We start from the raw sequence: 22,627 nt of genomic DNA on the forward strand, positions 1-22,627 counted from the left end.
TCTATGACCGGTTTCACACTACCTACGAAGAATGATGTCTCAGCGGAGAATCAGGAAATTTTTTCTAAGCTGCATAAAGTCTACGGTATGGTACCCAATATATTTGCTGCTTTTGCAAGCAGTGAAAATGGCCTTGCAAACTATTTTAATTTTGTAAACCAGAAGAATTCCCTAACCGAAAAAGAGAAAGAGGTTGTCAATCTCGTTGTAAGCCAGGTCAATGAATGTCCTTATTGTATTAGCTTCCATTCAGAGATCGCCAGGCGGATTGGCTTTACCAGTGACGAGATACTGAGTATCCGCTCAATGGACATGCAGTTCGATAGAAGGTTGAGAGCAGTGGGTAGACTTGCTCAAAACATCGTGATGACCAAGGGACGTATCATAGGCGACATACTCGAAGACTTCTACGAAGCTGGTTACAACCAAGGGCACGTCGTTGACGTGGTATTGGCTGTCGGCAACATCATAACGCTGAATCTGTTGTATGCGATTACGGATATACCCATTGACTGGCCTATAACGACAGTGTAAACAGAAGCAAATTTGTTGGCACAACGAAGCTGCTATACTTCGGTGCGGACCACTGGTAAAAATCCACCACTAATAAAGTATAATCATGATACGCAATAAAGAAACTATCCGCCTATTTGCTAAAGACATAACGGGGGATATAATAAAGGACCGGCAAGAAGTAGTCGTCAATTTGCGCACGGGTCCGTTAATAATGGATGAGCCATCCTTTAACGGAGGAAAGGACCTTGGACCGGACCCTTTTAGCGCAATACTCTCAGGGCTCGTAACATGTACACTTACAACCCTTCGGATGTATATCAGAAGGAAGGAGTGGGATATTTTTGATATTCACGTCTCTATCAACATGCAACAAAGCCGCGAGCCATTCCGAACTCAGATATTTCGTACCATATTCTTTGGCCAACCGGTCACTGAGCAACAGAGAGAACGGTTGTTGTACATCGCTAAAAATTGCCCGGTTGCGAGATTATTGCAGGGAGAAATTTTGATCGACACCGACTTATCAGATCAGAAGAACACTCGTGCTGGTCTTGGCACATATCCACAGGTTGATCATGAAGCTACTGCCGTCATCCAGGACTATCCTGAACAGCTGTAAATTCAAATGTTCGAAATCATGATCCGGCAGGGTGTATCGTCGGTAGAAAGATAGCCGGATCGGTTTCTTATCGGTCTCACCAATGTTAAACAAAATAGTCATCTGCATGTTAATAATCGGGACTCTCTTGACTATGATAGTGCCCATATTACTTCCAATATTGCCTTTAAGGCGCTTGAAAGACTTCGGGGCTATCGGCGACGCATTTGGCGGAATCGCGAACCCGATAGCTCAAATTGTCGGGTTCGTTCTGCTTTATCGAGCTTGAATTTTTAAACTGGTCCCGTTCGTATGTTAAAACTGGCCCCAGTACCTTACATATAAGGGCGTTACCTTTGATTTAAACTGAAAATCAAATGAACAATATTCTTGCGGTAGGCCAATTTTTACTACGATTAGCTCTTGGAGCCGGCTTTTTAATACCAGTAATGGACAGGTTAGGTTTATTGGGTCCCCCTGGCTCTGGTGCGTCATGGGGTGACTGGGAACATTTCGTCGACTATACCAATACGTTGATCCCTTTTGCAAGCCGGCAAATAGCCAATATCATGAGCATTTTCGCGACGGCTGGGGAGTTAGTATTTGGAATATTACTCGTTATCGGTTTCAGAATTAGAGAAGCCGGACTAGGCGCCGGTATCCTTACTCTTAGCTTCGGCCTTTGCATGGCTATTTTCGTAAGTATAAGCGCTCCATTCGGTTACCCGGTTTTCGTTTTTACTGGCGGATCACTGGTGTTATCGGGTCTGGATCGTCACGAGTGGAGCATTGACTACTACATCCAAAAGAGATCTTTGTAGGTAGCATATCGATAATAAATATGGAATGCAGAAAAGCAGTCAGTAAAGCGGATATCGAATTTTGTAAAGAGGCAATCCTGGCATTTTGGCCGAACGTGGATTCACAGACGGTAGTTGATCAGGTTTTCTGGATGATTACGCAGGAAGGATATCAGCTGGTCTTTTTACCAGACGCGGATAGCAAGAAAGCTGGCGCGTTTATCGGCTACCGAAAGCAGACAATGTTGCGCACCGGCCCAATGATCTATATTGATGACCTGTTTACGTTCCCTGAATGCAGAAACCAGGGTTTTGCGAGCGCTTTACTAGATTACGTGACACGGTATGCCAGCGAAGAGGGCCTCGCCAGCATCCATCTCGATAGCGGTTACAGCTTGCATACTGCACATCGATTATACCTAAATAAGGGATATTATCTTGCCTGTAACCACTTCGCCAAAGTCGTGAATTAACTTGTCGCGATAGCAAGAACCATAACTTATGCTGTCTGTTGGAAACTTTGTGATCAAAGTAATTAAGCAGCGATGGATCATTTGAAATTTTATAAATATATCCGCACATTATATATTCAATAAAGATGAAAAAAGGACGCCTGGAAGCCTTCAGCGATGGCGTCATCGCTATCATTATTACTATCATGGTGCTCGAATTCAAAGTGCCCGAACACGGTCGAGACCTTAGCGCCCTGGTCCCACTTGCCCCTTTTTTCCTGAGCTATATTTTGAGCTTTATCTACGTAGGTATTTACTGGAACAACCATCATCACATGCACTACCTGGTCAACTCCATTAACGGCAGCACCTTATGGGCAAATCTGCTCCTGCTTTTCTGGTTATCGCTCATTCCCTTCGGCACCGAATGGATGGCGGCCAATGAATTTGCGCCAGTACCGGTAGCCGTTTACGGATTCTTACTACTTATGTGCGGGGTAGCTTATCAAATTCTAGCCAAGATTTTAGCAAACCATTGTGGAAGCAATTCCGAACTGGCACGGGCCCTTGGCCGTGACTGGAAAGGAAAGCTTTCCACTGCAATCTATCTTGTTGCGATCGTGATGGCGCTTTGGTCACCCATGCTGGCATGTGTGCTATATGCTGCCGTTGCATGCATCTGGTTCATCCCGGATACACGGATAGAAAAAATTATTAAATAGTGATCCTAAACTGCCACCCGAGCAATTGGTGGGTTGCAAATAGTGAATCTTGTAAAAGGTCAATAAATCGACCTTACCCACTAAAGTTTCCGGGAGATTGAGCGTTCTTCAAGACCTCTAAAAGACGCTATGTTATATTGAATTTGACAATCCTGAACACGTCTATCAAAGCCCACATCGGCATGCCGGGCGCGAGCATTTACGCGGCGTCGAAAGCGGCATTGCTTTCACTGGCCAAAAACCTTTCGGCCGAGCTCATTGTCGATGGCAACATGGCCATATTGTAATTAATTGGGCATAAAAAAACTGGCGCATGAACGAGCATTACTCCCCATGCGCCGGTTGCTATTTTAGAGGTTTTTCACTTTCGCCTCTGCTTGTTCAATCACCTCGCTAAGCACCTTGCGGCTCTTCATTGTCGAGATGGAGCTGGACATTACCTTTTTCGCTTCCGCTTTTTTACCAGAGTCGTTCAATGCATCAGCCAGTGTTTCCAGCGACTGAAAGTAGTCGATATGCCCGAAGGTATCGGCCGCTTTTTGCGGCGCATCGAGCAGCGCCGCGGTTTGCAGGCGGGCAGCTTCTTCGACATCAGCTTTGCCGGCTACCACAGCCAGCGAGCCGTCTTTTTCTTCCAATCTTTTGTATTGCTTCAACATCGGACCGGCTACCGCTTTGGCCGCATGCAACGACGCCGGGGTGCCCGGGAGCTTGTCGGCCACTTCTTTCAAAGTGTCCATCGCCTTGTTCAGCTCCGGCGCGCCGTCGAACACCAATGCGCGGCTCACGTCCTCGGTGAAGTAATCCGGCGCGATTTTGTTCTCTTCCTTGTCGGTAGAAGGCGCCACAAACACGCGCAGCACATTGCTCATCACCACCTCGTCGAGCATATCCACACCCGCCTGGATGTTGTAGAAGCCCGGCTCGTCGATCAGCCAGCCGGAGGTAGAAGCACTCACCAGGTGCGTGCCATAGATCGACTCGCCCGGTGCCAGCATGCTTTTGTGTTCCTGGTGGCACCGAACGATGAGCGGCTCCCATTTTCTGACGGTACCGCTATCTTTCTGCACGACCAGCACAATGTGGCCGCCGTCTTGGAGCAAATGCTCGTCGAGTGCCATCGGTTCTGCACTGGTGTTGGTCAGTTTGAGTTCGATACTCACCGGTTCGAGGAACGAATAGGTGTTATTCTCTCTGTTTGGCCGAACTTCCAGTTTGTAACGTCCCGTGAAGAACTCCGGCTGCGGAGCCTCGAAACCGTGGTTACTGAACCAGTTTTCATTACCCATTTGCACAAAACGGCGCGGCGCATGGCGCATAAACTGCAATTCCTCGTTGGTAAAGCGGAAATCGAAATTGGAGAAAAACCCGCTCTGTCCACCGCTCACGTTGTACGGATAGTTCATGAAACTTCTCGCCTCGGGCTGGTTCAGCAGCGGTATCCACGGGTTGTAGCCCGGGCCCGACAGCGCTTTCTGCCAGCTGTGCGCGAGGTTGAATGCGTGTCCCATTTCGTGGATCGCTGTCCAGAACAGCATACGTTGCCGCCAAGCTGCCGGGTTAGCGTCGCCGACTGGCGCGTCTTTAATGAAGCTGTTGGTGAAAATGGCGGTACCCTGGCGGTGGTTCGGGCCAATGTCGTCGAACATCACCCCGCCAAGCCCGTACCCGGTATCGTGCTGATTCGCAAACAGTACCCACAATGCCCATTGCGGTTTGTTGGCAAATCTCGACCAGTAGGTTTGCATGGCGTTGTGCATTTCGCTGTCGCTCCACGTACCGTTGGCCCCGGCGCCCGTTGCGGGAATCGGTGTGCTGTTGGGTGAAATGGTCGCATTGAAACCTGCCCGTTTGTAAACACTTTCCAGCGAAAGTACCTCGTTAGGCAAGCTCGCGGGACGGTTGGGGTGGCTGTGCGTAGCATAGTCGGTTGACGGGTTGCCGGCATTATCCACTTTATCCACCTCAAATTCGACATCGTCGAAATACTGGCTTACAAAGTCGAGGTTATAGACACGCGTCGGCGTGCCTGCACCTGTTACCGTCAGTTTGTATTTAGAATAACCTACGCCAAGCCCTCTGCTGGCTTCGAAAAGCAGTTTTTCGCCTGGTACCAATGCATTATTTCCCTCGCGGTAAGCGATCGTCGCCTGAATTTTGCGGCGGTTGAGCCCCGTGCATTGGTCGGAAGTTACATTCGCGATCAAATGCGCCGTAGAGCGGGGCAGCAGGCGGGTAACCTCTATTGATATACGTTTTTGGGGATAAAACCGGTCCACGTCCACGCGAACGGTGATGTTCGTTAGGTTCAAAATGGGGATACCCGGTCCGCCGATCGGGGGCAGCACCGTTTTCAGCTTGTATCTGCCGCTCACCGCGGAGCATATTTTCAACGGAATGCCCGGAATGTTCGGAATCGGCAGGTCGGGAATGGGGTTCAGCGGCGGAATGGGTACGCCCGGGCCGTCAGGTCCAATGTCGCCCGCTTCTGCCACAGAGTCGTCGTCATCGTCGCCGTACACATATGCCTGGTAATCAGGATGCTGCTCATCGGACAAAGCAGGGGTTGGCGCCGGAGCTTCCGGCGCATTGTTTTTCTTAGACATGGTTTTAAACTGTTTAGGATAAAAAATGAGTACTTAAACAATGCGGGATTTTACACGTAGCCCGGCATCTGGTCGGTGGGGCTGATTGTCAGCTTGCCATCTTCGATACTGACCTTCACGTAGGGATGGCTTACCGGTACCGGCTGTTTGATGCTCCGGTCGGGCAACACCACCTGGACTTTCGTCCCCGGGGCGGCGTCCACCTTTTTGATGGCCGCCATCCCGAGCTGAAACCGGGTATTCAGGGAAAATTCTTCAACCACCTCGCCGTCGACGAGCAGTTGCGCCTTTTCGTTTGAAAACCCTTCCTGAAAATGAATTTCGACGATCATAGGAGTCGGTCACTACCGGATGTTTGTTTTCAGCTGCTCTGCGATGCCTTTCACGGCTTCGAGGGCTGCATTACCGATCAAACCAGAACGAATGTCCTCGATGGTGGCCAACATATGGTAATTGTTGATCGCGCCACGGAGGGGATCGGGTACGGGATCGATAAACCCGGGGTCGAAGATGCGCCACCATGGACCAGGCCACGGACCGGGCCATGGAAAAGGCCACGGGCGCGGCCACCGCCACGGATGGGTGCCGCAATACTCATCGAAATACTTGCTCAGGATCGTCTCCTGCGACTTGGAAATGAGCGCCATACCGTGCTTAGCCAGCAATTGCGCCGACTCTTTGGAATCGCTGAACTTGGCCAGCTGAACCAGCTGGATGCCTGCAAAATAGGCCTCCTGCACGGATTCGAATTCACTTTGCTTTGCCATAACGAACTGGATTTAAATGTTGGGAACAGACTGTCACCGGTGTGATGACATTTCAAATTTCCCCCAAATTCCTATGAAGCGGTATCGACAATTTTATGGATATTACAACGCGGTTATAACAAAAAAGCACGCTCTCGCGAGCATGCTTCCGGGGGTGCGGGGAATGCGCCGGGGCTACCGCGAGGGCGGCATCATGCGTATCCCTTTGTAATAAAGCATAAGCAGGCCCGATTTCAGAAAATTGCCCGAAATGAGCACTACGTAAAGAAAATGGTCATTCTGGTAAGGCAAGGCCATGCCGTACAGGAAGTCGATCACGGCGACAAGCAGGTAAATGCCCAGTATGCCGAGCACAAACCAGGCGTCCCGGACAGCGAGAATACTGCGCCCGAGGTTTTGCCGGTAAAGTACCGTAAGCGCCCACACCGACAGCATGAACAGGTACGCATTGTTCACATATTCGCCGTAACTATTATAGCTTTCGAGCCCTTGCAGCCAGAATGCGTTGGCGATCTGGAAAATCACAAAAAGCACCGAAGCGATATTGACGAGCCGGGTAATGAAACCGATATCGATGATCCTTGCCAGGAACAGTCCCAGCATCACAAACTCGATGGTAATGTAGGGATAATCCAAAAACAGGTTGTTGCTCAGCAACGGCGCGGTAATGGCCGCCAAGAGCTCTATAAGTGATATCGACAAAAGAAAAACCAGGAAATACCGGTACTTCCCGTTCCAGGCACCGCGCCTGCGCAGCGCCTGAAAAGAAAGGAACAGCCATACCGCCGTAAGCAGCCATCCCGAAAACCGGTATAAAAAGAGTTCTGACAACATCCGTAAAAACCGTTAAGCGCCCGGAGGAGGTGTTTTAGATCCAGTACCGCCACCGCCGTCGGTGAATGCGATAACGCGGCCGTCCGTGTGTTTCATAAAACTCCATTTACGCGAAAAACTTCCCGGCGCGAGCCTGATATTCGCACCGACCACCGGAAAAATTTCCAGACCAATAGACTTAGCTGCTTTCCCCATTCCGATCATAATTACAACTCCGGTGGCCTTTGGATATGTTTCACTATTAAATGGGCCGCGCGGGTTGTGGTCATTATTGTCGATACCCAACTCATGCGTGGACGCCTTGGCTACGTGGAAACGATATGGGCCACACTCCGTTTGACCGGCAGGGACGAGTGCCAACTCTGCATTTTCCAACGACGGCATTTGTCCGACCGGCCCTGGTTCATCCACGAGCAACGCGCGCTTGCCTGTGAGCTTTGTAACGAGTTGCAACAATTCCTCTACCGAAAACCGGACACCCAGATTCTTTCTCTGCCCCTTTTCAATAGTGGTCAGGCCATTAAACCGCTTTACTCTGTCGATCGCTAAGTTATTATTTGCCATATTTCTTGTCTTTTAAGAATGTATAGAATTGGGTTAACGTTTTAAAAAATTCATCTAATGGTAGATAAGAAGGTTTCTTGTGATCTTTCGGAAGCATATAAGAGAATGATTTGAACGGATCGAAGACCTGTACCTTTCCTTCTTTCATGAAAAACACATATTCCTGGCCGATGTCGAAAAACCGGCATATCAGGGCTGATTTCGGCCTTTTTTCAAAGTATCTAAAAAGCGCTTTTTCGATCTTATCAAGCTTTTCAATGACTTTACTTTCCGATGCAATTACGGAGCGCGGTTGCGCAGATGTACTTTCAGCAGCCAGGTTCGCGACGTCGGTAACAGCGCTACTTACCACCGGCAGATACCGTGTGCCATCCTCGATCATCGCCATGTAGTATCTACCATTGTCGTTGGCATTAAGAAAAAACGACGTGTACCTATTATTCGAGCCCGCGAGGTACATTTTCATATCCCGTGCGAACGTGAGAATATCATCGACAAAAGAATCCGCGTCGTCCAGCAACAGTTCTACGCTGCTATTGGTAACAGTAAATTCGTAGTCCTCAATGGTGTGCAAACGACTGGCATGCGTATCCGTCCTAAAAGGCGCCGGGACATTTGCGGGCAGTTGCCTGATGTATCTTTTTATAAGATTTTTTGCATCGACATCCGAAAACGTCCTTGGAGCAGGAGTTCGGTTGACGGCAGTGTGCTTGTGATAAATGATGCCAACAAACCAGCTATCTGACTTAAATTCAACGTAATTGAGGTAATAAGTCCTTCCTTGAAATTCCGGAAACGGATCGAGAACTTTTATCCAGTTTAGTTTAATACTCGCCGTAAGCACCTGTTCGTAGGTACCGCTGGGCACGATATAATGCTGGGAACTGTCAAAATCCCAGGAATGAAGCACGATCGCCGAGGAGCCAACATTTCGTTGTAAGTCGGAGAATACAGGTATTCTGTCTAACCGAGAGAATGGTATGGCATTGTTTGCGGCTCCACTCAACTTGCTCCCCATTTCGGTCAGTATTTTGAGGTTTCCCTCATAAGTGCCTGCGTTGTCCGGATCGCAAAAATCCGGAGCGCTCGAAGGGTCCGAAGGATTGAAATCCACTTTCAGCAATTCGCATTGATTCAATTGTGCGGCAGTGAACATTTCTAATGCAGCGGCCCAGCATGATTTCGGTAAGACCTGCGCAACAAGCGTTGTACTCATCTCTGATAAAAGGTTAGTGATGGAGGATTTTATACGAGTTTCATTTCCAATGCTTTGACTACTGCTTCCGGGGCGGAGTTGACGTGTAGTTTTTCGTAAATGTGGTTCACGTGTGTGGCCACCGTGCTGAATGAAATGCCGCAGTTGGCAGCGATCATCTTGTAGCTCTGCCCTTTTACCATACACCCCAATATCTCCCGCTCGCGGTTGGTAAGGTCCACGAATGTTTGCTCCGATTTCACAAATTGTTGCTGAAACATGGCCAGCACCTTCCGCGAAATGCCCGGCGACATGTGCGCACCGCCCGCATACACCTCGCGGATCGCCTGCACGTACACCTGCGGGTCGGGGCATTTGACTATGTAACCCGAAGCGCCCGAGCAAATCGCCTGGAAAATCTTATCGTCGTCTTCGAATACCGTCTGCATCAGCACCTTGGCGCCCGGCTGGGCCTGGCGGATTTCTACCAGCGCTTCAAGGCCTGACTTCCTGGGCATTTGAATGTCCATCAGCACGACGTCGGGCTTGTGTTTTTTGACCAGGTACACCGCGTCCCGGGCGTCGGGAATGGCTTCCACCAGCCAGATATCTTCCAATGCCGCAAGAAATAGCACGAGGCCCTGCCGGAAATTTTTGTTGTCTTCGAATAACAAAACCTTTATCATAGCCGATCGCATTGAATGATGTTCCAAAATTCCGGTAAATGTCGCGGAAGAAAAATCCCCAATTTTAGGGATGGCAAAGTACTTCCACACGGGTACCTTCGCCAGGACGCGAGTGCACCAGCAAGTCAAGTCCCGACTCTTCGGCCCTTTTCCGGAGGTTGAAAATCCCGTTTCCCTCGTACTCCCGGTCGGTGTCGTAGCCTTTCCCGTTGTCTTTGATTTCCAGGAAAAGCGCGTCGTTCAGGCGTTGGAGCCGCACGCTCACGCCCGTAGCGGCCGAATGCTTGACCGCGTTGTTGATCGTTTCTTTGAATATCAGGTAAATGTTCTTGCGCTGCTCCATACTGAGCTGCAAGTCGGCCAGGCTGCTTTCCGACTGAAATTCGAGGTGCATATCGCATGCCGCAAGCGCCTGGTTAGCAAAGGAATGCATTTTATCGATCAGCTTTTGCAGGGAATCGTTGCGCGGGTTAATGGCCCACACCGTGTCCTGCATCAGCTCCACCGATTCCCGGGAATTGTTGATAATGCGGTCGAGCACCGACAGCGTTTCCGGCGTGGCGTTTTTGCGCAGCAGCTCCACAAACAATGCAATGCTGTTGAGGTTCGAGCCCACCTCGTCGTGCAGGTCGGAGGCGATCTGATTTCGGAGATATTGTAGTTTAAGTTTCTGCCGAAAGTTGTAAAGGTTGAAAATGTAGATCCCAACCCCCGCCACCACGGCCACATATAAGGTAAGCAGGGGAATAAACCACCAGGCATTCCAGAATGCGGCCTCTTTGCGGATGACAACCCTGCTTGTTTTCAGCACCTTCGAATGAGCATCCAATACCCTGAAATGCAGCTGGTAATAGCCCTTCCTGAGCGTCTCGTAACGCACCGCAGGATAAACGGCTGGGATCCACCCGTCATCGATCGGGTCCATTTTGAATGCGTAGCTCACGCCCTGGCCCGGATGCTGGGGAAGTTCAAGGAAAAATTCATCCACTGCCTCGGGCACATACAGCGTATCCGGCAACCCCGCATACGGCTTGCCATTGACTCGGCACCCGCCGGCCGAAAACGGGTCGGCGCCAGCAAAAAGCAACAGTATACAGATCACGGGCTGCATCGTTTCGGCGGTTTACTCATCAAATTAGGAAGATCTGCCCAAGGTCTGAGGTTGTGGTGGGATAACTTATTTACCGGCAATTATCGTCCCGAAAGGATTAATGATTATTTACCTGACGCAATTTCAGAACAATAACGACTTTCGGTTACATTTTACCAAAAGCAATTTGTGAGTGCCGTAAAAAAGTCCAACTAACACCATGTCATAAATTTTCATTGGGAAATTCCCTATCATTTCCACGCATCCCATACAAGCTCCATTGTCTATCCAAACATAGTCATCTTCAATGCGTATTGCAGGAAGTTTCCTGCTCAAATTCCTAAATAATTCAACACGGCTAAATTGGATCCCAGTAAAATAGTTTTCTAGAGTGCTGTCGTTGTGTACAATACAATTCCTAAGTGCAATGATGCTTTTAATTGTTGAAAAGTCATCACTTCCGAAATCAAAATCTACCGTGTCAAACCTTTTGCAGTAAAAAGCATAGAAAATGGTCCTGAGCTCGATTTCAAACTGTCTGCCGTTTCGGGGCACTTACAGTTTCGGATAATGACCCCTTTCAGGCCAAAGGACAGGTCAAGCCATCGCATCATTGCGATTACATCTGCCTGTCGAACGCTGCGCTGCAGGATCCAGCACAAAATTCGGCGACTGTAACGTCCATAATAGCTAGTTGATAATAGTACCGGGATTCGCCCTGCACCGCCGGGCGGCCCCGCCAAATGTACTTGATCTCAAGGCTCAAATACTCCATCGGACGTTCAGCTTCTATGCGAGGATGTTTTACCCACTTTCTCTTCCCTTGGACCTGTATACGTTTGCCCGACAGTAAATGATGCTGTTTCATAAGCTGGTAGACCTTCTTGGCATTGAGCCCATACTCCATATCACGGAGCTCTTCGGTCATTTTCCGGTACCCGTACACACAGTAGTCCATAGTAAGAATGGCGCGTATTTGATCGACAACCACGGTGTTTTCCACCAATGCGATGCCACCAACTATCGTATGTGTGCTGGGTCTTATGCCTCTTACACCTTCCCGAGCCTTGTAATACAGGCTGCTCTTGGGAACACCGGCCCACTGACAAAGATCAGCAACAGGCCACTTGCCTCTATACTGTGCGATCATTTTCTTCCTTTCGGATAATGGGCATCGCTTTTTTTTAAAGCTCGCTCTTGAATTCGAGTTCAAGCGCCTGATTGGCGATGATTTTTTTTAACCGGGTATTTTCTTCTTCCAGCGCTCGAAGTTGGGGATCGATCTTTTTATAACCAGGTTTAAACCGTCCCTGCCTTTGGAAAGATATTTACATTTCCAATTACTAAGAACAGAATATGCGAGATTATTCTTCCGGGCTGTTTCGGTTGGGCCCTCCCGCTCGGCTTCCTGAAGAATACTGTATTTCTCCTCCGGTGTATATCTGAGTCACGAATGCAACTTCTATTTCTTTACTTTAGCCAAGAAAGATTGTAATCCAGATAATACTGTACGTAGTTCGCTATTTGCTAAATGTATTCGATATCACTCCACCCCAAAACTGGTAATCGATAGTTGCCGCAAAGAAGAGGTACTGAAATCTTGGAATAAAGCTTTAACTTTGATACCGATGCTGGATAACTAAAACGCATCAAAACGCGCTAAAAAAATCGGTTATCGTTTCGGTTTCCTATTTTGAAGGGAATTGCAAATAACTGATATACAGGAGTTTTCAAAAAATAAATTGTGCCCAGCGGAATAGCCTCTGGCAAGGCAAATTGGTTTTTTGTCCTTCAAAAAATTTTCTCTTTTAGACTTTTTGGAAATAAGTGTACCATTTTGCACCAGGTCGTGTCAAAGCATCCGGTAACCTTTTCGGTAACCCGGGTTGTTTGACAATCAAGTAAAGTTTAGGCTTTCAAACTAACTAGTGTTAAAATCTAGCGTCTGAAGCAACCAAAGGACCTTGACCACCAAGTATAGTGGTACCGTGAAAACGGACCGGCTTAATCCTGTGCGCCACTTATCCCAGAGTGATATACTTTTCCACTCTTCATTACAACACAGGCTGAAGAAACAACCCCGGCGAAACCCATAACGGAAATCCACTTGATGGCGCCGGTGTTAGCATCGAGGGCATAAGTGTATGGGCTAAATTCAGATGCGTATACCACATCACCGGTGACGGTCGGACTTGAAACGGTATTTTTGGACAGCGGAAAGTCCCATTTTTTCAAGCCGGTGACCGCGTCGACTGCGTACAGTTGTCCAACCTCACGGCTGCTGAAATAGACGATGCCATTACGAACCGTGGGACTGCTCGCGCCATAAAAAGTGGTAAACTCCCATTTTTTTGTTCCGGTAGCCGCATCTAAAGCGTACAACTTCTGGTTACCGGCCATGGCATACACCACGCCGCCTGCAACTGTTGGAGACGAAGTAATACCGAAACCTATCAGAGCTTCCCATTTTTGAATTCCGGTCGCAGCGTCAATTGCGACAAATTTTTCAAGATCGCCTGTGTAGACCAGACCGTTAGCAAATGTTGGACTAACGCTTAAACCCATATCCGTCCAGCCCATCGCAAACTCCCATTTTTTCATACCGGTAGCGGCATCAATCGCATATAATTTTTTGGCGTCATTCTCGATATATACTACACCGTTTACAACCATTGGGCTTGAAGAAATTGGTTCACCAGTCGGGAACTCCCATTTTTTTGTACCCACATCCATATTCACTGCGTATAGCCTTCCGTCACGGCTTCCGAAATATACCAGCTCACTGGTTACCATTGGGCTCGAATGAATATCACCATTGGCAGCAAATTCCCATTTTTTTGCTCCGGTAGCGGCATCAAATGCGTGTAGTTTTTTATCAGTACTCCCGACATACACAACACCATTTGCAACGGTAGGGCTGGATAGAATTCTCCCACCTGTTACAGCCGCCCATTTTTCTGCCCCATTAGCTGCATCAAGTGCGTATAAGTTAAAGTTATAACTACCCAGGTAGATGGTTTCGGCAACATCATGTTCAGGCTGGGGTTCGAGGACAGATTGTTCTTTCTTGCACGACGTGAAAATATTCACGAATACCAGGAGCACAAATAGATTGATAAACTTCATTTTAAACTGGTAATAACAGGTTTCGACAGCACGGATGGTATGAGTCAATCGCTAGCCTAGTGGAATTGTTTTTTCTCGGTGGGGAAGCAATCTCTCGTAGATAGAATCTTGAAATGTATATTTATAAAACAGCGTCGGCAGGGAATATTCATAAAGTTATTGGATCTTTACAAATAATTTCGCAACTCGTTTACTGTTCGATTTTTCAGGACTCGACAATTCTCTGCAAAAGTAACCTCACGTATGAAATCTAATGCAAGGTGCCTTCTTGATTTGGACTCGACGATCACACTTTCGCCGGTAGCTCCAACCAATTTGGTAAACAAACATAATCAACTTTTAAAAAAGAATGTGGATGATTTCAGCGTCGAAGATATTAGATTTATGATCGGCCAAAGAACTGCGTTAGAAATTCTACTTCCACGAGCCATTGAGCTGTTAAACGAAAATATTATTGCAGAAGGAGATCTTTTTGAAGGAGACCTATTGCTGAGTGTGGTTTCTCTCGACGAAATTTTTTGGAGCCGAAACATAAGGTGGTATAACCAGATCAGTGAACTGATTTATAAATCTCTCACTGATGTTGAATTAATTCCACTTTCAAAACTAGTGTTGAAAGCGGTCAACCATTTCCTCGGTCTTCGTGAAAACGGTAACCTCGTTAACAACTAATCAGGTAGTAAATACATTAACTAGGATTAATGGGTTCAGTATGTTAGATTTTTAGTAAAAGGAAACACGTTAATTGAAGCCAAATAAAGTCATTTCATTCGACCCCAAATTCAGTCACCTCTCGGATTCGCTAAATTAATTGACCGAATCAGGCATCTGACATCAATCCCAGATTGATTATCTCCCAACTAAGATCCCTATTTCCTTCCATGATCGAATAAACCTTATCGGCAATTTGTTAAGCCAGTTTCATTTTATTCATATTTCGTTCATTCCGAGAATCTCTTTGAGCGCCAGAACATTGTCGATGCCCAGTTTCGAAAAAATGGCGGCTTTGAATGTGCTGATCGTTGAGAGATGGAGCCCTGTTTTTTCGGCGATGGACGAGGTCGACATTCCCTGTACGAGGTAGTCGGCAACTTCTTTTTGCCTTCGCGTGAGCAGATCCCATCTTTTTTGCGGGGTATGGCTGGCAATCATGTATTCGAATATGAACACCATATGCTCAGCGCTCAGATATCGCTTCCCGCTCATGACGGACCTGATGCAAACCAGCATTTCCGATATATCCGCATATTTGGACAGATAGCCGTTAACCCCCTTTTTAAAGTAATCGATGATCACCTCGGGTTGCATTTCGGGGCCATATACGATTACCCGCGAACCGGAATATTTCTGTCTGATTTCTGAGATGGATGGATATCCCTCTTCTTCAAAATCCGCATGCAACACATAAATAAGGAGATCAGGCTCGGGCCGCCCTGCATGCTGGTTGTAATCCCGCATATCCTTTGATTCTACAATCTCTGCTTCCTCGAAATTTTCCCTGAGCAGAATCGCCAGGCCCATGCGCATTACCGGGTGGGTATCAAAAATTGCAAACGTCGGACGGGAAAGAGCCTGGTGGATATTCATAGATAAAGGTAGCTGCAATTAACATAGCAATCGCCTTTTCGTCAGCTTATTAAAAAGTTTTTCAAATCTCGAAAACCATTGATGTTACTCTCCAATTTCTTTGAGAATTTTCTACAATATATATTGATTTTCAGCGTTTTATATCAAACGGCCCATGCCAGAGCAGATTTAGCATCCTGTATCTTCCAAAGTCATTTTACTACACGGACTTAACTGGAAGAACATGAACACAGAGACTAAAATCAAGTTTGTCGCTATCGACAAAACCCTTTTCTTCCCCACCCTTAAAAAGAGGGTTGAGCAATATTTCACAGAAAATCGTAAATCAAGGTATGCCAACAAGTTGATGGTCCTGAAAGCGATCGTTTTGCTGACTGCTTATGTGCTGCCTTTTCTCGTAATACTATTGTTGGCGCCTGATTTCTGGATAAGTATGATACTTTGGCTGGTGATGGGCGCCGCCATTTCGGGAATCGGGATGAGTGTGATGCATGACGCCAACCACGGCGCATTCTCCCAAAATCCAATGGTGAACAAATGGGTAGGCTTTACGATTTGCCTTGCCGGTGCGGGGGTATCCAATTGGAAATGGCAGCATAATATCCTGCACCATACCTACACCAACGTCGCCAACCTGGACGAGGACATCAAGGACCGGGGCGTGATCAAGTTGTCGCCGCATGAAACGGTAAAGCCCTTTCACCGTTTTCAATGGATGTACGCGTTCTTTTTTTACGGCATACTGACCTTGTATTGGGTGTTGCTGAAAGACTTTATCCAGTACGTGCATTTCATTAAATCCGGGTTGAACCGTCAGACAAAGCGCGAAAACCGGCAAATGCTTGCCGGGCTGATCGTGATGAAGCTGGTTTATCTAGGCATATTTTTTGTGCTGCCGACACTCGTTTTTCACATTCCGTTCGGTTTTATCCTGGCCGGCTTTTTGCTCATGCATTTCTTTGCGGGCCTCGTGCTGACGGTGATCTTTCAGCTCGCCCACTCGGTGGAAGGAACCCAGTACCCGGTGCCGAATCCGGAAGGCATTATAGAAAAGGACTGGGCCGTGCACCAAATGGAGACCACCGTCAACTTCTCACCGGGAAATAAGTGGCTGAGCTGGTATATAGGCGGTTTGAACTTCCAGATCGAACATCACCTTTTCCCCAAAATATGCCACATTCATTATCCGGGGATCGCGCCTATCGTCAAAAAAACGGCCAGGGAATTTGGACTGAACTACATGGAACATCGGACTTTTATGATGGCGTTCAAGTCCCATATCGCCTCACTGAAAAAGTTCGGAATGCCCCGTTTTAACGAGGGGATCGTTTAAATTCAATGCACGCTTCTTGTTCCCGTCTTTCCGGCAGAACCTAAGACGGAATCCCTGCCGCTCCCAATCACCCTATTTCTAATCCCACTAACAGATTATTTATGACATTGATAAGCATATCCCATAAAACTGTATACACCTACGACAGAAGCGTTTTTCTCTCGCCTCATCAGTTCAGACTCAGGCCGACGGCTCATTCTTCGGCACAAATCGAATCCTATGCATTGATGATCCAGCCAGATAGCCACACGACGCACTGGCAACAGGATGTATTCGGGAATTTTATAGCACGCGTCGATTTTGACGGCCCGATGGAGTCGATGACTTTGACTGTCCGGATCGATGCTTTACTAACTCCCTATGACCCATTTAATGTCCGTATAGACGATTATGCGCAACACTATCCATTCCAATATCCGTTCACACTGCACCAGGACCTTCTCTCTTACCTTGAAATTATAGACCATGGGCCGAACCTTGCCCTATTTATCCAGCAGTTGAATTTATCAGATGGGGACATCCTTGGATTTCTCGTATCGCTCAATAACAGGGTCTTCACCCACATTAACTATCTAAAAAGAGAAGAAGAAGGTGTTTGGTCATCCGAACAGACCTTGAAAGAGCGCAGTGGATCTTGCCGGGACTCCGCCTGGCTATTGGTGCAGGTGACGCGGCACCTGGGGTTGGCCAGCCGTTTTGTTTCCGGGTATCTGGTACAATCCGATCAAAGGGGCCTTCCGGTTTCCGTGGATTTGCATGCGTGGGCAGAAGTATTTATACCCGGCGCGGGCTGGATAGGACTGGACACGACCTCGGGACTGTTTACCAGTGAAGGCCACATTCCGCTCGCGGCAACGCCCCGTCCGGTAGATTCTGCGCCGGTCACGGGAACAACCAGCCCATGCGTTGCTTCCATCCGCTACGAGACCAAAGTGCACCCGCAAACACTTTCGCTGCGTGCCGAATAATCCAGGGTAATCCCGGTTAATTAAGTTATCTTAGAAGATAATCAACAGACTGCCGGAATGAAAATAGCATTCATAGGAACCTACCCGCCAAGGGAGTGTGGGATCGGAACATTTACTCAAAATCTCTACGAATCGATGATCGGTACCGATTCGTCGGGAAACATAAACCACGGCTTCGTAGTCGCCATAGACGACAACGGCCTGCACTACGAATATCCCAAAGAAGTGAAGCTCTCCATCCGGCAGGAAGAACAGACCGACTACCTGGAAGCGGCGAATGTGATCAACCTGAGCGGTGCCGACGTGTGCGTGCTGGAACATGAGTTCGGGATATTCGGAGGGCAGAACGGCATTTATATTCTTCCGCTGCTTCATCGCCTGAAAATTCCACTGATCGTTACCCTGCACACCGTCCTGAAAACGCCTTCCTATAACCAGAAGGCTGTTATGACGGAAATATGCAAAATAGCCCAGTCGATTATCGTCATGAGCCAGACGGCCGTCGATATGCTCTCGGAAGTTTACCAGGTGCCAACAGAAAAGATCGCCCGGATCGCCCATGGCGTACCGGACATTCAATTCGACCAGCTTCTGGCAAAAAAAGAGTTTAAACTATCCTCCAAGCATGTGTTGCTAACCTTCGGTTTTATCGGGAGGAACAAAGGGATTGAAACCGTTTTGAAGGCATTGCCGGCGGTGATAAAGAAGTATCCCGAACTAGTCTATATTGTGCTTGGCAAAACACATCCCAATGTGATCCGGCACGCAGGTGAGGAGTACCGCGTGTACCTTGCGGGGCTTGTCAAGCAATTAGGCATTGAAAAGCACGTGGTATTTCTGAACGAGTTCATCGGGCAGGCGGAGCTTTTCAAATACCTGTCCGCGTCGGATATCTACATCACGCCCTACACGAGCGAGGCCCAGATCACCAGCGGCACGCTTTCCTACGCGATCGGGGCCGGAAATGCGGTGATCTCCACGCCCTACTGGCACGCGGCCGAATTGCTGGGAGGCGGGCGCGGACGACTCTTTAACTTTCACGACTCGTCGGCGCTGACCGAAATACTCCTGGATTTACTCGATCATCCCGAGCAAATGCGGGAGCTCAGAAGAAATGCTTTTGATTATGGAAGGGAAATTACCTGGCCGAGAATAGGCGAAAAATACCTGGAACTCGCCGGACAAATAGCGGAAGCAGGAATTGATATTACCTCCGGCGAGCAAATGCTCCTGGACCCGTTGACGCTGCCACCTTTCCTGCTCGACCACGTGCAGCGGCTCACCGACGATACAGGCATTATCCAGCATGCCAAATACGGCATTCCCAACCTGAAAGAGGGATACTGCCTGGACGACAATGCGAGGGCACTACTGATGGTATTGATGACTTACAAAAGAAACAAACATCCCCTGGCACTCAAACTGTCACCTACCTATCTGAGCTATGTGAACTACATGCAAACCCAGGATGGCATGTTCAGGAATTTCCTGAGTTTCAACCGCAATTTCCTCGACGAAGTAGGTTCGGAAGACTCTTTCGGCCGGGCGATCTGGTCCCTGGGCTATTTATTGGGCAATGCACCCAACGATGCCTATTACCAGACAGGCCGGGAAATTTTCTTCGACGCCGTCCCGAATTTCACCAGTCTTAAATCCATCCGAAGTATTGCCAACACCATCGTCGGGCTATGCCATTACCTTAAAAGCAATCCCACGGACGAGGGCATGATTAAAATCCTGAAAGTCCTTGCCGACAGGCTCATCGCCGAATATGATATCCATCGCAGTGACGACTGGCAATGGTTTGAATCGCTGCTGGCCTACGACAATGCATTCCTGCCCCTGGCGCTTTTGCACGCCGCGGAATTTCTGCACGACGACAGGGTAATGGAAGTTGCCCTGGAAAGCATGGATTTTCTCTCCGATATTACCCTTCGCAATGGATACCTGTCTGTTGTCGGCAATGAGAACTGGTACACCAGGGACCATGAGCAATCCATGTTTGCCCAGCAGCCGTTGGACGCGCTGGCAATGGTTTTGATGTTTCACCAGGCTTTCCGGTTAACAAAGGATCAGGCTTACATCCAAAAGCTTAATACCTGCTTCATGTGGTTTTTAGGCGAAAACGACCTTCGTGTCAGCCTGTATGATTTTGAGACGAAAGGCTGTTGTGATGGATTGGAAAGCTCGGGCGTTAACCGAAACCAGGGAGCCGAAAGCACGTTGGCTTACCTGATCTCGCATCTAAGCGTTTTGGAAGCATTTGAAGAAATCAACAAGATGGAAGCAGAACTGGTATGAAGGTCGCGATACTGTCATCGATAGCGTGGCGCACACCCCCGCGGCAATATGGTCCCTGGGAGCAGGTGGCATCCTATCTGACGGAAGGATTGGTCGAAAAGGGCATCGATGTAACACTCTTTGCCACAACCGATTCTGTGACGAAGGCCAAATTGAAAGGAACCTGCACCGCGCCTTACTCGGAAGACAGAGATATTGATCCGAAGGTCGCCGAATGCCTGCATATCAGTCATTTAATGGAAAGTGCAGCCCAATTCGATCTGATCCATAACCATTTCGACTTCCTGCCGTTGACCTATTCAAAGCTGATCGGAACACCGATGCTGACGACGATCCACGGTTTTTCTTCCCCCAAAATCCTGGAAGTTTACCAAAAATACAATGCGTCTACCCACTATGCATCTATCAGCAATGCCGATCGCAGCGATAAGCTGGATTACATTTCCACGGTATACAATGGCGTAGATGGAAAGGATTTTCCGTTTGAAATGAACCCACAGGATTACCTGCTCTTTTTTGGCCGTATACATCCCGACAAAGGTACGCTCGAAGCCATCCGGATCGCGCGCCAGGCGGGTAAGGTGCTGCTGATAGCCGGCCTGATTCAGGATGATGCCTATTTTGAACAGAAGATCCAGCCCTGCATTGATGACAGGTCGGTATTTTATATTGGTAACGTCGGGTCGGGAGAACGCAGAACTTTGCTCGGAAAAGCCCTGGCACTGCTCCATCCGATCCAGTTCGACGAACCCTTCGGATTAAGTGTGGCGGAATCCATGTTCTGCGGTACACCCGTAATCGCCTACAACCGGGGCTCGATGTGCGAGTTGATTTCTGACGGAAAAACAGGTTTTTTGGTAAACACCATGGACGAAGCCGTGCAGGCGGTCGAAAAGATCGGCAGGATCGACCGGCAGGAATGCCGCCAATGGGCGAAGGCGATGTTTTCGAAAGAGAAGATGGTCGAGAACTATCTGAATGTGTATGATCAGATACTCAGCCGCTAGCTACGGGTGACTGTTAGCTCTTCCAATAGCCCGCTGAGGTTAACCACCGCATAAGTAGATGCGTAATCGGAAGTGGCGTAAGGGATGATCAGACTATTATGATGTATGAACGCGCCGCAGGAATACACCACGTTGGGCACGTAGCCGTCCCGCTCTGTTCCGCTGGGGATAAGTAGCGGGCGATCAAGACGTCCTATTTCATTTTCGGGGTTTTCCAACTCAAAAAGGGAGGCTCCCAGCACATATTCGCGCATGGGCCCTACGCCGTGGGTTAGAACCAGCCAACCCGCCTCGGTCTCAATCGGCGAGCCGCAATTCCCGATCTGAACGAACTCCCACGGGTATTTCGGCGCCTGGATCAAAACAGCGTTTCGCCAAACGCTGATATTGTCAGAGTAAGCGATGTAGTTGTTAACCCCGTCGATCCGGCAAAGCATGGCATATTTCCCATTGATTTTCCGGGGAAAAAGCGCCATTCCCTTGTTTTGTGCGATTTCTCCGTGTAGCGGCAATACTTTGAAATGATAAAAATCCTTGGTTTTCAATAATTTAGGCAAAATATTGATCCCATCGTAGGCCGTATAAGTAGCATAGTAGATTTGCTGTTGCTTCTCATCGGTGAAGCAGACGAACCTGGCGTCTTCAATGCCCCTTTTTTCCGTGTCGGCAATGGGAAAGATGACGCGCTCGGAAATGTCGGTATCCAAAGAAAAATCCATTTCGTAATGCGAAGATGCCAGCCACATTATTTCGCGCAAAAACAGTTCGGCAGCCGTGTCCATTCCGGGCAGTCTTCTGGTTTCGTCGACATACCGTTTCAGCTCTTCATAGGTAAAAGTCTCGGTAAGCTTTGCTTCGACAGCCGGGTAAGCCAGGTTATTGAAGTCCTGCATTTCACCTAATTTCAGCAAGAAAGAAGCCTTTTTGTATACGTGATTACGCACATGCTCGGGAGAGTCAAGCAACCGCCCGGGCTTATCGACGGTAATGTGATCGTTCTGGTCGATGAGCGCGGACCGGAAAACGATCGAAGAGATGTGGCCTTCACCGGTAGCCCGAAAGCTGAGGATAATCCGTGTTTCGCCCGGCTCGGTACCCGACTGATCCGGGTCGGCAACGATGGACGGATTGAAAAAAGCAGCGGCCTCGATCGAATACTCCATGGTAAAGTATGCGCCGATCAGCAGCCGTTGGTTAGTTTCCAGGTCCTGCGGGTCGATTTCCATCAAACGCAGTAACCGGATCAACTTTTGAAAGTGTCGTTCAAATACCCTAAGAATATTGCGGTGCCGTTTGGCATATTTTCTCAGGACATTGTTCAGCTGCTGAATTTGACTGCTTTCGTCCAGCGCGAGGACAGCCGAGATCAGCTGTCTGCCCCTGTCGTCGCCGTTGTAGAGAAACCGCGCGATGACGCGGCTGGAATCGGGTTGGAAAATAACGTCCTTTCGTACAAGCTGCGCTGCCATGGAGGT

Annotated in this window: 24 protein-coding genes; 11 read left to right on the plus strand and 13 right to left on the minus strand. The window is 48.4% G+C overall.

Annotated features, from left to right (window positions below):
• Positions 1 to 3 precede the first annotated feature (3 nt).
• The 6 genes from BMW93_RS32715 (at position 4) to BMW93_RS35295 (ending at position 3,375) form a co-directional block, all read left to right on the plus strand.
• Entirely contained in the window at positions 4 to 534 is a 531-nt protein-coding gene (locus tag BMW93_RS32715) for a carboxymuconolactone decarboxylase family protein (RefSeq protein ID WP_090386625.1), read from the plus strand.
• Positions 535 to 727: 193 nt separating this feature from the next.
• On the plus strand, positions 728 to 1,135 hold the full coding sequence (locus tag BMW93_RS32720) for an OsmC family protein (protein ID WP_229241088.1): 408 nt from the start codon (positions 728 to 730) through the stop codon (positions 1,133 to 1,135).
• A 356-nt stretch (positions 1,136 to 1,491) separates the two neighbouring features.
• Positions 1,492 to 1,935: a hypothetical protein gene (locus BMW93_RS32725; protein ID WP_090386629.1), complete on the plus strand. Its 444-nt coding sequence runs from the start codon at positions 1,492 to 1,494 to the stop codon at positions 1,933 to 1,935.
• 20 nt (positions 1,936 to 1,955) lie between these two features.
• The gene (locus tag BMW93_RS32730; protein ID WP_090386631.1) at positions 1,956 to 2,387 is read left to right on the plus strand and encodes a GNAT family N-acetyltransferase; all 432 of its coding nucleotides are present in this window, start codon (positions 1,956 to 1,958) and stop codon (positions 2,385 to 2,387) included.
• A gap of 125 nt (positions 2,388 to 2,512) precedes the next feature.
• A complete protein-coding gene (locus tag BMW93_RS32735) occupies positions 2,513 to 3,088 on the plus strand; it encodes a TMEM175 family protein (protein WP_090386633.1) in 576 nt (191 codons plus the stop codon).
• A 137-nt stretch (positions 3,089 to 3,225) separates the two neighbouring features.
• Positions 3,226 to 3,375, plus strand: a complete 150-nt coding sequence (locus BMW93_RS35295) for a hypothetical protein (RefSeq protein WP_218147761.1) — start codon at positions 3,226 to 3,228, stop codon at positions 3,373 to 3,375.
• A 63-nt stretch (positions 3,376 to 3,438) separates the two neighbouring features.
• On the opposite strand, the gene BMW93_RS32740 is transcribed toward BMW93_RS35295, so the two are convergent.
• From BMW93_RS32740 to BMW93_RS32795, 11 genes are all read right to left on the minus strand, one after another.
• Complete coding sequence (locus tag BMW93_RS32740) at positions 3,439 to 5,694, minus strand: hypothetical protein (protein WP_090386635.1); 2,256 nt, start codon at positions 5,692 to 5,694, stop codon at positions 3,439 to 3,441.
• A gap of 50 nt (positions 5,695 to 5,744) precedes the next feature.
• A complete protein-coding gene (locus BMW93_RS32745) occupies positions 5,745 to 6,026 on the minus strand; it encodes a hypothetical protein (RefSeq protein ID WP_090386637.1) in 282 nt (93 codons plus the stop codon).
• Positions 6,027 to 6,038: 12 nt separating this feature from the next.
• Positions 6,039 to 6,461: a hypothetical protein gene (locus BMW93_RS32750; protein ID WP_090386638.1), complete on the minus strand. Its 423-nt coding sequence runs from the start codon at positions 6,459 to 6,461 to the stop codon at positions 6,039 to 6,041.
• A 174-nt stretch (positions 6,462 to 6,635) separates the two neighbouring features.
• A complete protein-coding gene (locus BMW93_RS32755) occupies positions 6,636 to 7,295 on the minus strand; it encodes a hypothetical protein (RefSeq protein ID WP_090386640.1) in 660 nt (219 codons plus the stop codon).
• A gap of 12 nt (positions 7,296 to 7,307) precedes the next feature.
• Positions 7,308 to 7,859: a hypothetical protein gene (locus BMW93_RS32760; protein ID WP_090386642.1), complete on the minus strand. Its 552-nt coding sequence runs from the start codon at positions 7,857 to 7,859 to the stop codon at positions 7,308 to 7,310.
• Positions 7,849 to 9,075 (minus strand): hypothetical protein, encoded by a 1,227-nt coding sequence (locus BMW93_RS32765; RefSeq protein WP_143061769.1) that lies wholly within the window; start codon positions 9,073 to 9,075, stop codon positions 7,849 to 7,851. Before BMW93_RS32765 ends, BMW93_RS32760 begins: the two co-directional genes overlap by 11 nt.
• A gap of 29 nt (positions 9,076 to 9,104) precedes the next feature.
• Positions 9,105 to 9,740: a response regulator transcription factor gene (locus tag BMW93_RS32770; protein ID WP_177194267.1), complete on the minus strand. Its 636-nt coding sequence runs from the start codon at positions 9,738 to 9,740 to the stop codon at positions 9,105 to 9,107.
• Positions 9,741 to 9,804: 64 nt separating this feature from the next.
• The gene (locus BMW93_RS32775) at positions 9,805 to 10,851 is read right to left on the minus strand and encodes a sensor histidine kinase (protein ID WP_090386648.1); all 1,047 of its coding nucleotides are present in this window, start codon (positions 10,849 to 10,851) and stop codon (positions 9,805 to 9,807) included.
• Between the two features lie 598 nt (positions 10,852 to 11,449).
• Positions 11,450 to 11,980: an IS3 family transposase gene (locus BMW93_RS32785; RefSeq protein ID WP_090386652.1), complete on the minus strand. Its 531-nt coding sequence runs from the start codon at positions 11,978 to 11,980 to the stop codon at positions 11,450 to 11,452.
• A gap of 87 nt (positions 11,981 to 12,067) precedes the next feature.
• The gene (locus BMW93_RS36380) at positions 12,068 to 12,247 is read right to left on the minus strand and encodes a hypothetical protein (protein ID WP_409013131.1); all 180 of its coding nucleotides are present in this window, start codon (positions 12,245 to 12,247) and stop codon (positions 12,068 to 12,070) included.
• A gap of 587 nt (positions 12,248 to 12,834) precedes the next feature.
• Positions 12,835 to 13,956 (minus strand): PQQ-binding-like beta-propeller repeat protein, encoded by a 1,122-nt coding sequence (locus BMW93_RS32795; RefSeq protein ID WP_090386653.1) that lies wholly within the window; start codon positions 13,954 to 13,956, stop codon positions 12,835 to 12,837.
• A 243-nt stretch (positions 13,957 to 14,199) separates the two neighbouring features.
• Here BMW93_RS32795 and BMW93_RS32800 point away from each other — a divergent pair, with 243 nt between their 5' ends.
• A complete protein-coding gene (locus tag BMW93_RS32800; protein WP_090386655.1) occupies positions 14,200 to 14,628 on the plus strand; it encodes a contact-dependent growth inhibition system immunity protein in 429 nt (142 codons plus the stop codon).
• A 258-nt stretch (positions 14,629 to 14,886) separates the two neighbouring features.
• Here the strand turns inward: BMW93_RS32800 and BMW93_RS32805 are convergent, their stop codons facing one another.
• Positions 14,887 to 15,543: a response regulator transcription factor gene (locus tag BMW93_RS32805; RefSeq protein WP_090386657.1), complete on the minus strand. Its 657-nt coding sequence runs from the start codon at positions 15,541 to 15,543 to the stop codon at positions 14,887 to 14,889.
• A gap of 223 nt (positions 15,544 to 15,766) precedes the next feature.
• Between BMW93_RS32805 and BMW93_RS32810 the strand changes: the two genes are divergently transcribed.
• From BMW93_RS32810 to BMW93_RS32825, 4 genes are all read left to right on the plus strand, one after another.
• Positions 15,767 to 16,876, plus strand: coding sequence for an acyl-CoA desaturase (locus BMW93_RS32810; RefSeq protein WP_090386659.1), 1,110 nt, complete (start codon positions 15,767 to 15,769; stop codon positions 16,874 to 16,876).
• A gap of 101 nt (positions 16,877 to 16,977) precedes the next feature.
• Positions 16,978 to 17,844, plus strand: coding sequence for a transglutaminase family protein (locus BMW93_RS32815; protein WP_218147762.1), 867 nt, complete (start codon positions 16,978 to 16,980; stop codon positions 17,842 to 17,844).
• Between the two features lie 57 nt (positions 17,845 to 17,901).
• Positions 17,902 to 20,145, plus strand: coding sequence for a glycosyltransferase family 4 protein (locus BMW93_RS32820; RefSeq protein WP_090386661.1), 2,244 nt, complete (start codon positions 17,902 to 17,904; stop codon positions 20,143 to 20,145).
• Entirely contained in the window at positions 20,142 to 21,152 is a 1,011-nt protein-coding gene (locus tag BMW93_RS32825) for a glycosyltransferase family 4 protein (RefSeq protein WP_090386663.1), read from the plus strand. The genes BMW93_RS32820 and BMW93_RS32825 overlap by 4 nt, the downstream gene beginning before the upstream one ends.
• Here BMW93_RS32825 and BMW93_RS32830 read toward each other — a convergent pair.
• Positions 21,149 to 22,621 (minus strand): glycoside hydrolase family 130 protein, encoded by a 1,473-nt coding sequence (locus tag BMW93_RS32830; protein WP_090386665.1) that lies wholly within the window; start codon positions 22,619 to 22,621, stop codon positions 21,149 to 21,151. The genes BMW93_RS32825 and BMW93_RS32830 overlap by 4 nt on opposite strands.
• Between the last annotated feature and the right edge of the window lie 6 nt (positions 22,622 to 22,627).

This window comes from Dyadobacter sp. SG02, from assembly GCF_900109045.1.
Taxonomy (GTDB): Bacteria; Bacteroidota; Bacteroidia; order Cytophagales; family Spirosomataceae; genus Dyadobacter.

What these genes read in the sequence shown, in the direction of transcription:
- BMW93_RS32715 (WP_090386625.1), top strand. Translation starts at nt 4, where the DNA reads ATGACCGGTTTCACACTACCTACGAAGAATGATGTCTCAGCGGAGAAT.
- BMW93_RS32720 (WP_229241088.1), top strand. Translation starts at nt 728, where the DNA reads ATGGATGAGCCATCCTTTAACGGAGGAAAGGACCTTGGACCGGACCCT.
- BMW93_RS32725 (WP_090386629.1), top strand. Translation starts at nt 1,492, where the DNA reads ATGAACAATATTCTTGCGGTAGGCCAATTTTTACTACGATTAGCTCTT.
- BMW93_RS32730 (WP_090386631.1), top strand. Translation starts at nt 1,956, where the DNA reads ATGGAATGCAGAAAAGCAGTCAGTAAAGCGGATATCGAATTTTGTAAA.
- BMW93_RS32735 (WP_090386633.1), top strand. Translation starts at nt 2,513, where the DNA reads ATGAAAAAAGGACGCCTGGAAGCCTTCAGCGATGGCGTCATCGCTATC.
- BMW93_RS32740 (WP_090386635.1), bottom strand. Translation starts at nt 5,694, where the DNA reads ATGTCTAAGAAAAACAATGCGCCGGAAGCTCCGGCGCCAACCCCTGCT.
- BMW93_RS32745 (WP_090386637.1), bottom strand. Translation starts at nt 6,026, where the DNA reads ATGATCGTCGAAATTCATTTTCAGGAAGGGTTTTCAAACGAAAAGGCG.
- BMW93_RS32750 (WP_090386638.1), bottom strand. Translation starts at nt 6,461, where the DNA reads ATGGCAAAGCAAAGTGAATTCGAATCCGTGCAGGAGGCCTATTTTGCA.
- BMW93_RS32755 (WP_090386640.1), bottom strand. Translation starts at nt 7,295, where the DNA reads ATGTTGTCAGAACTCTTTTTATACCGGTTTTCGGGATGGCTGCTTACG.
- BMW93_RS32760 (WP_090386642.1), bottom strand. Translation starts at nt 7,859, where the DNA reads ATGGCAAATAATAACTTAGCGATCGACAGAGTAAAGCGGTTTAATGGC.
- BMW93_RS32765 (WP_143061769.1), bottom strand. Translation starts at nt 9,075, where the DNA reads ATGAGTACAACGCTTGTTGCGCAGGTCTTACCGAAATCATGCTGGGCC.
- BMW93_RS32770 (WP_177194267.1), bottom strand. Translation starts at nt 9,740, where the DNA reads ATGATAAAGGTTTTGTTATTCGAAGACAACAAAAATTTCCGGCAGGGC.
- BMW93_RS32775 (WP_090386648.1), bottom strand. Translation starts at nt 10,851, where the DNA reads ATGCAGCCCGTGATCTGTATACTGTTGCTTTTTGCTGGCGCCGACCCG.
- BMW93_RS32785 (WP_090386652.1), bottom strand. Translation starts at nt 11,980, where the DNA reads ATGATCGCACAGTATAGAGGCAAGTGGCCTGTTGCTGATCTTTGTCAG.
- BMW93_RS32795 (WP_090386653.1), bottom strand. Translation starts at nt 13,956, where the DNA reads ATGAAGTTTATCAATCTATTTGTGCTCCTGGTATTCGTGAATATTTTC.
- BMW93_RS32800 (WP_090386655.1), top strand. Translation starts at nt 14,200, where the DNA reads ATGAAATCTAATGCAAGGTGCCTTCTTGATTTGGACTCGACGATCACA.
- BMW93_RS32805 (WP_090386657.1), bottom strand. Translation starts at nt 15,543, where the DNA reads ATGAATATCCACCAGGCTCTTTCCCGTCCGACGTTTGCAATTTTTGAT.
- BMW93_RS32810 (WP_090386659.1), top strand. Translation starts at nt 15,767, where the DNA reads ATGAACACAGAGACTAAAATCAAGTTTGTCGCTATCGACAAAACCCTT.
- BMW93_RS32815 (WP_218147762.1), top strand. Translation starts at nt 16,978, where the DNA reads ATGACATTGATAAGCATATCCCATAAAACTGTATACACCTACGACAGA.
- BMW93_RS32820 (WP_090386661.1), top strand. Translation starts at nt 17,902, where the DNA reads ATGAAAATAGCATTCATAGGAACCTACCCGCCAAGGGAGTGTGGGATC.
- BMW93_RS32825 (WP_090386663.1), top strand. Translation starts at nt 20,142, where the DNA reads ATGAAGGTCGCGATACTGTCATCGATAGCGTGGCGCACACCCCCGCGG.
- BMW93_RS32830 (WP_090386665.1), bottom strand. Translation starts at nt 22,621, where the DNA reads ATGGCAGCGCAGCTTGTACGAAAGGACGTTATTTTCCAACCCGATTCC.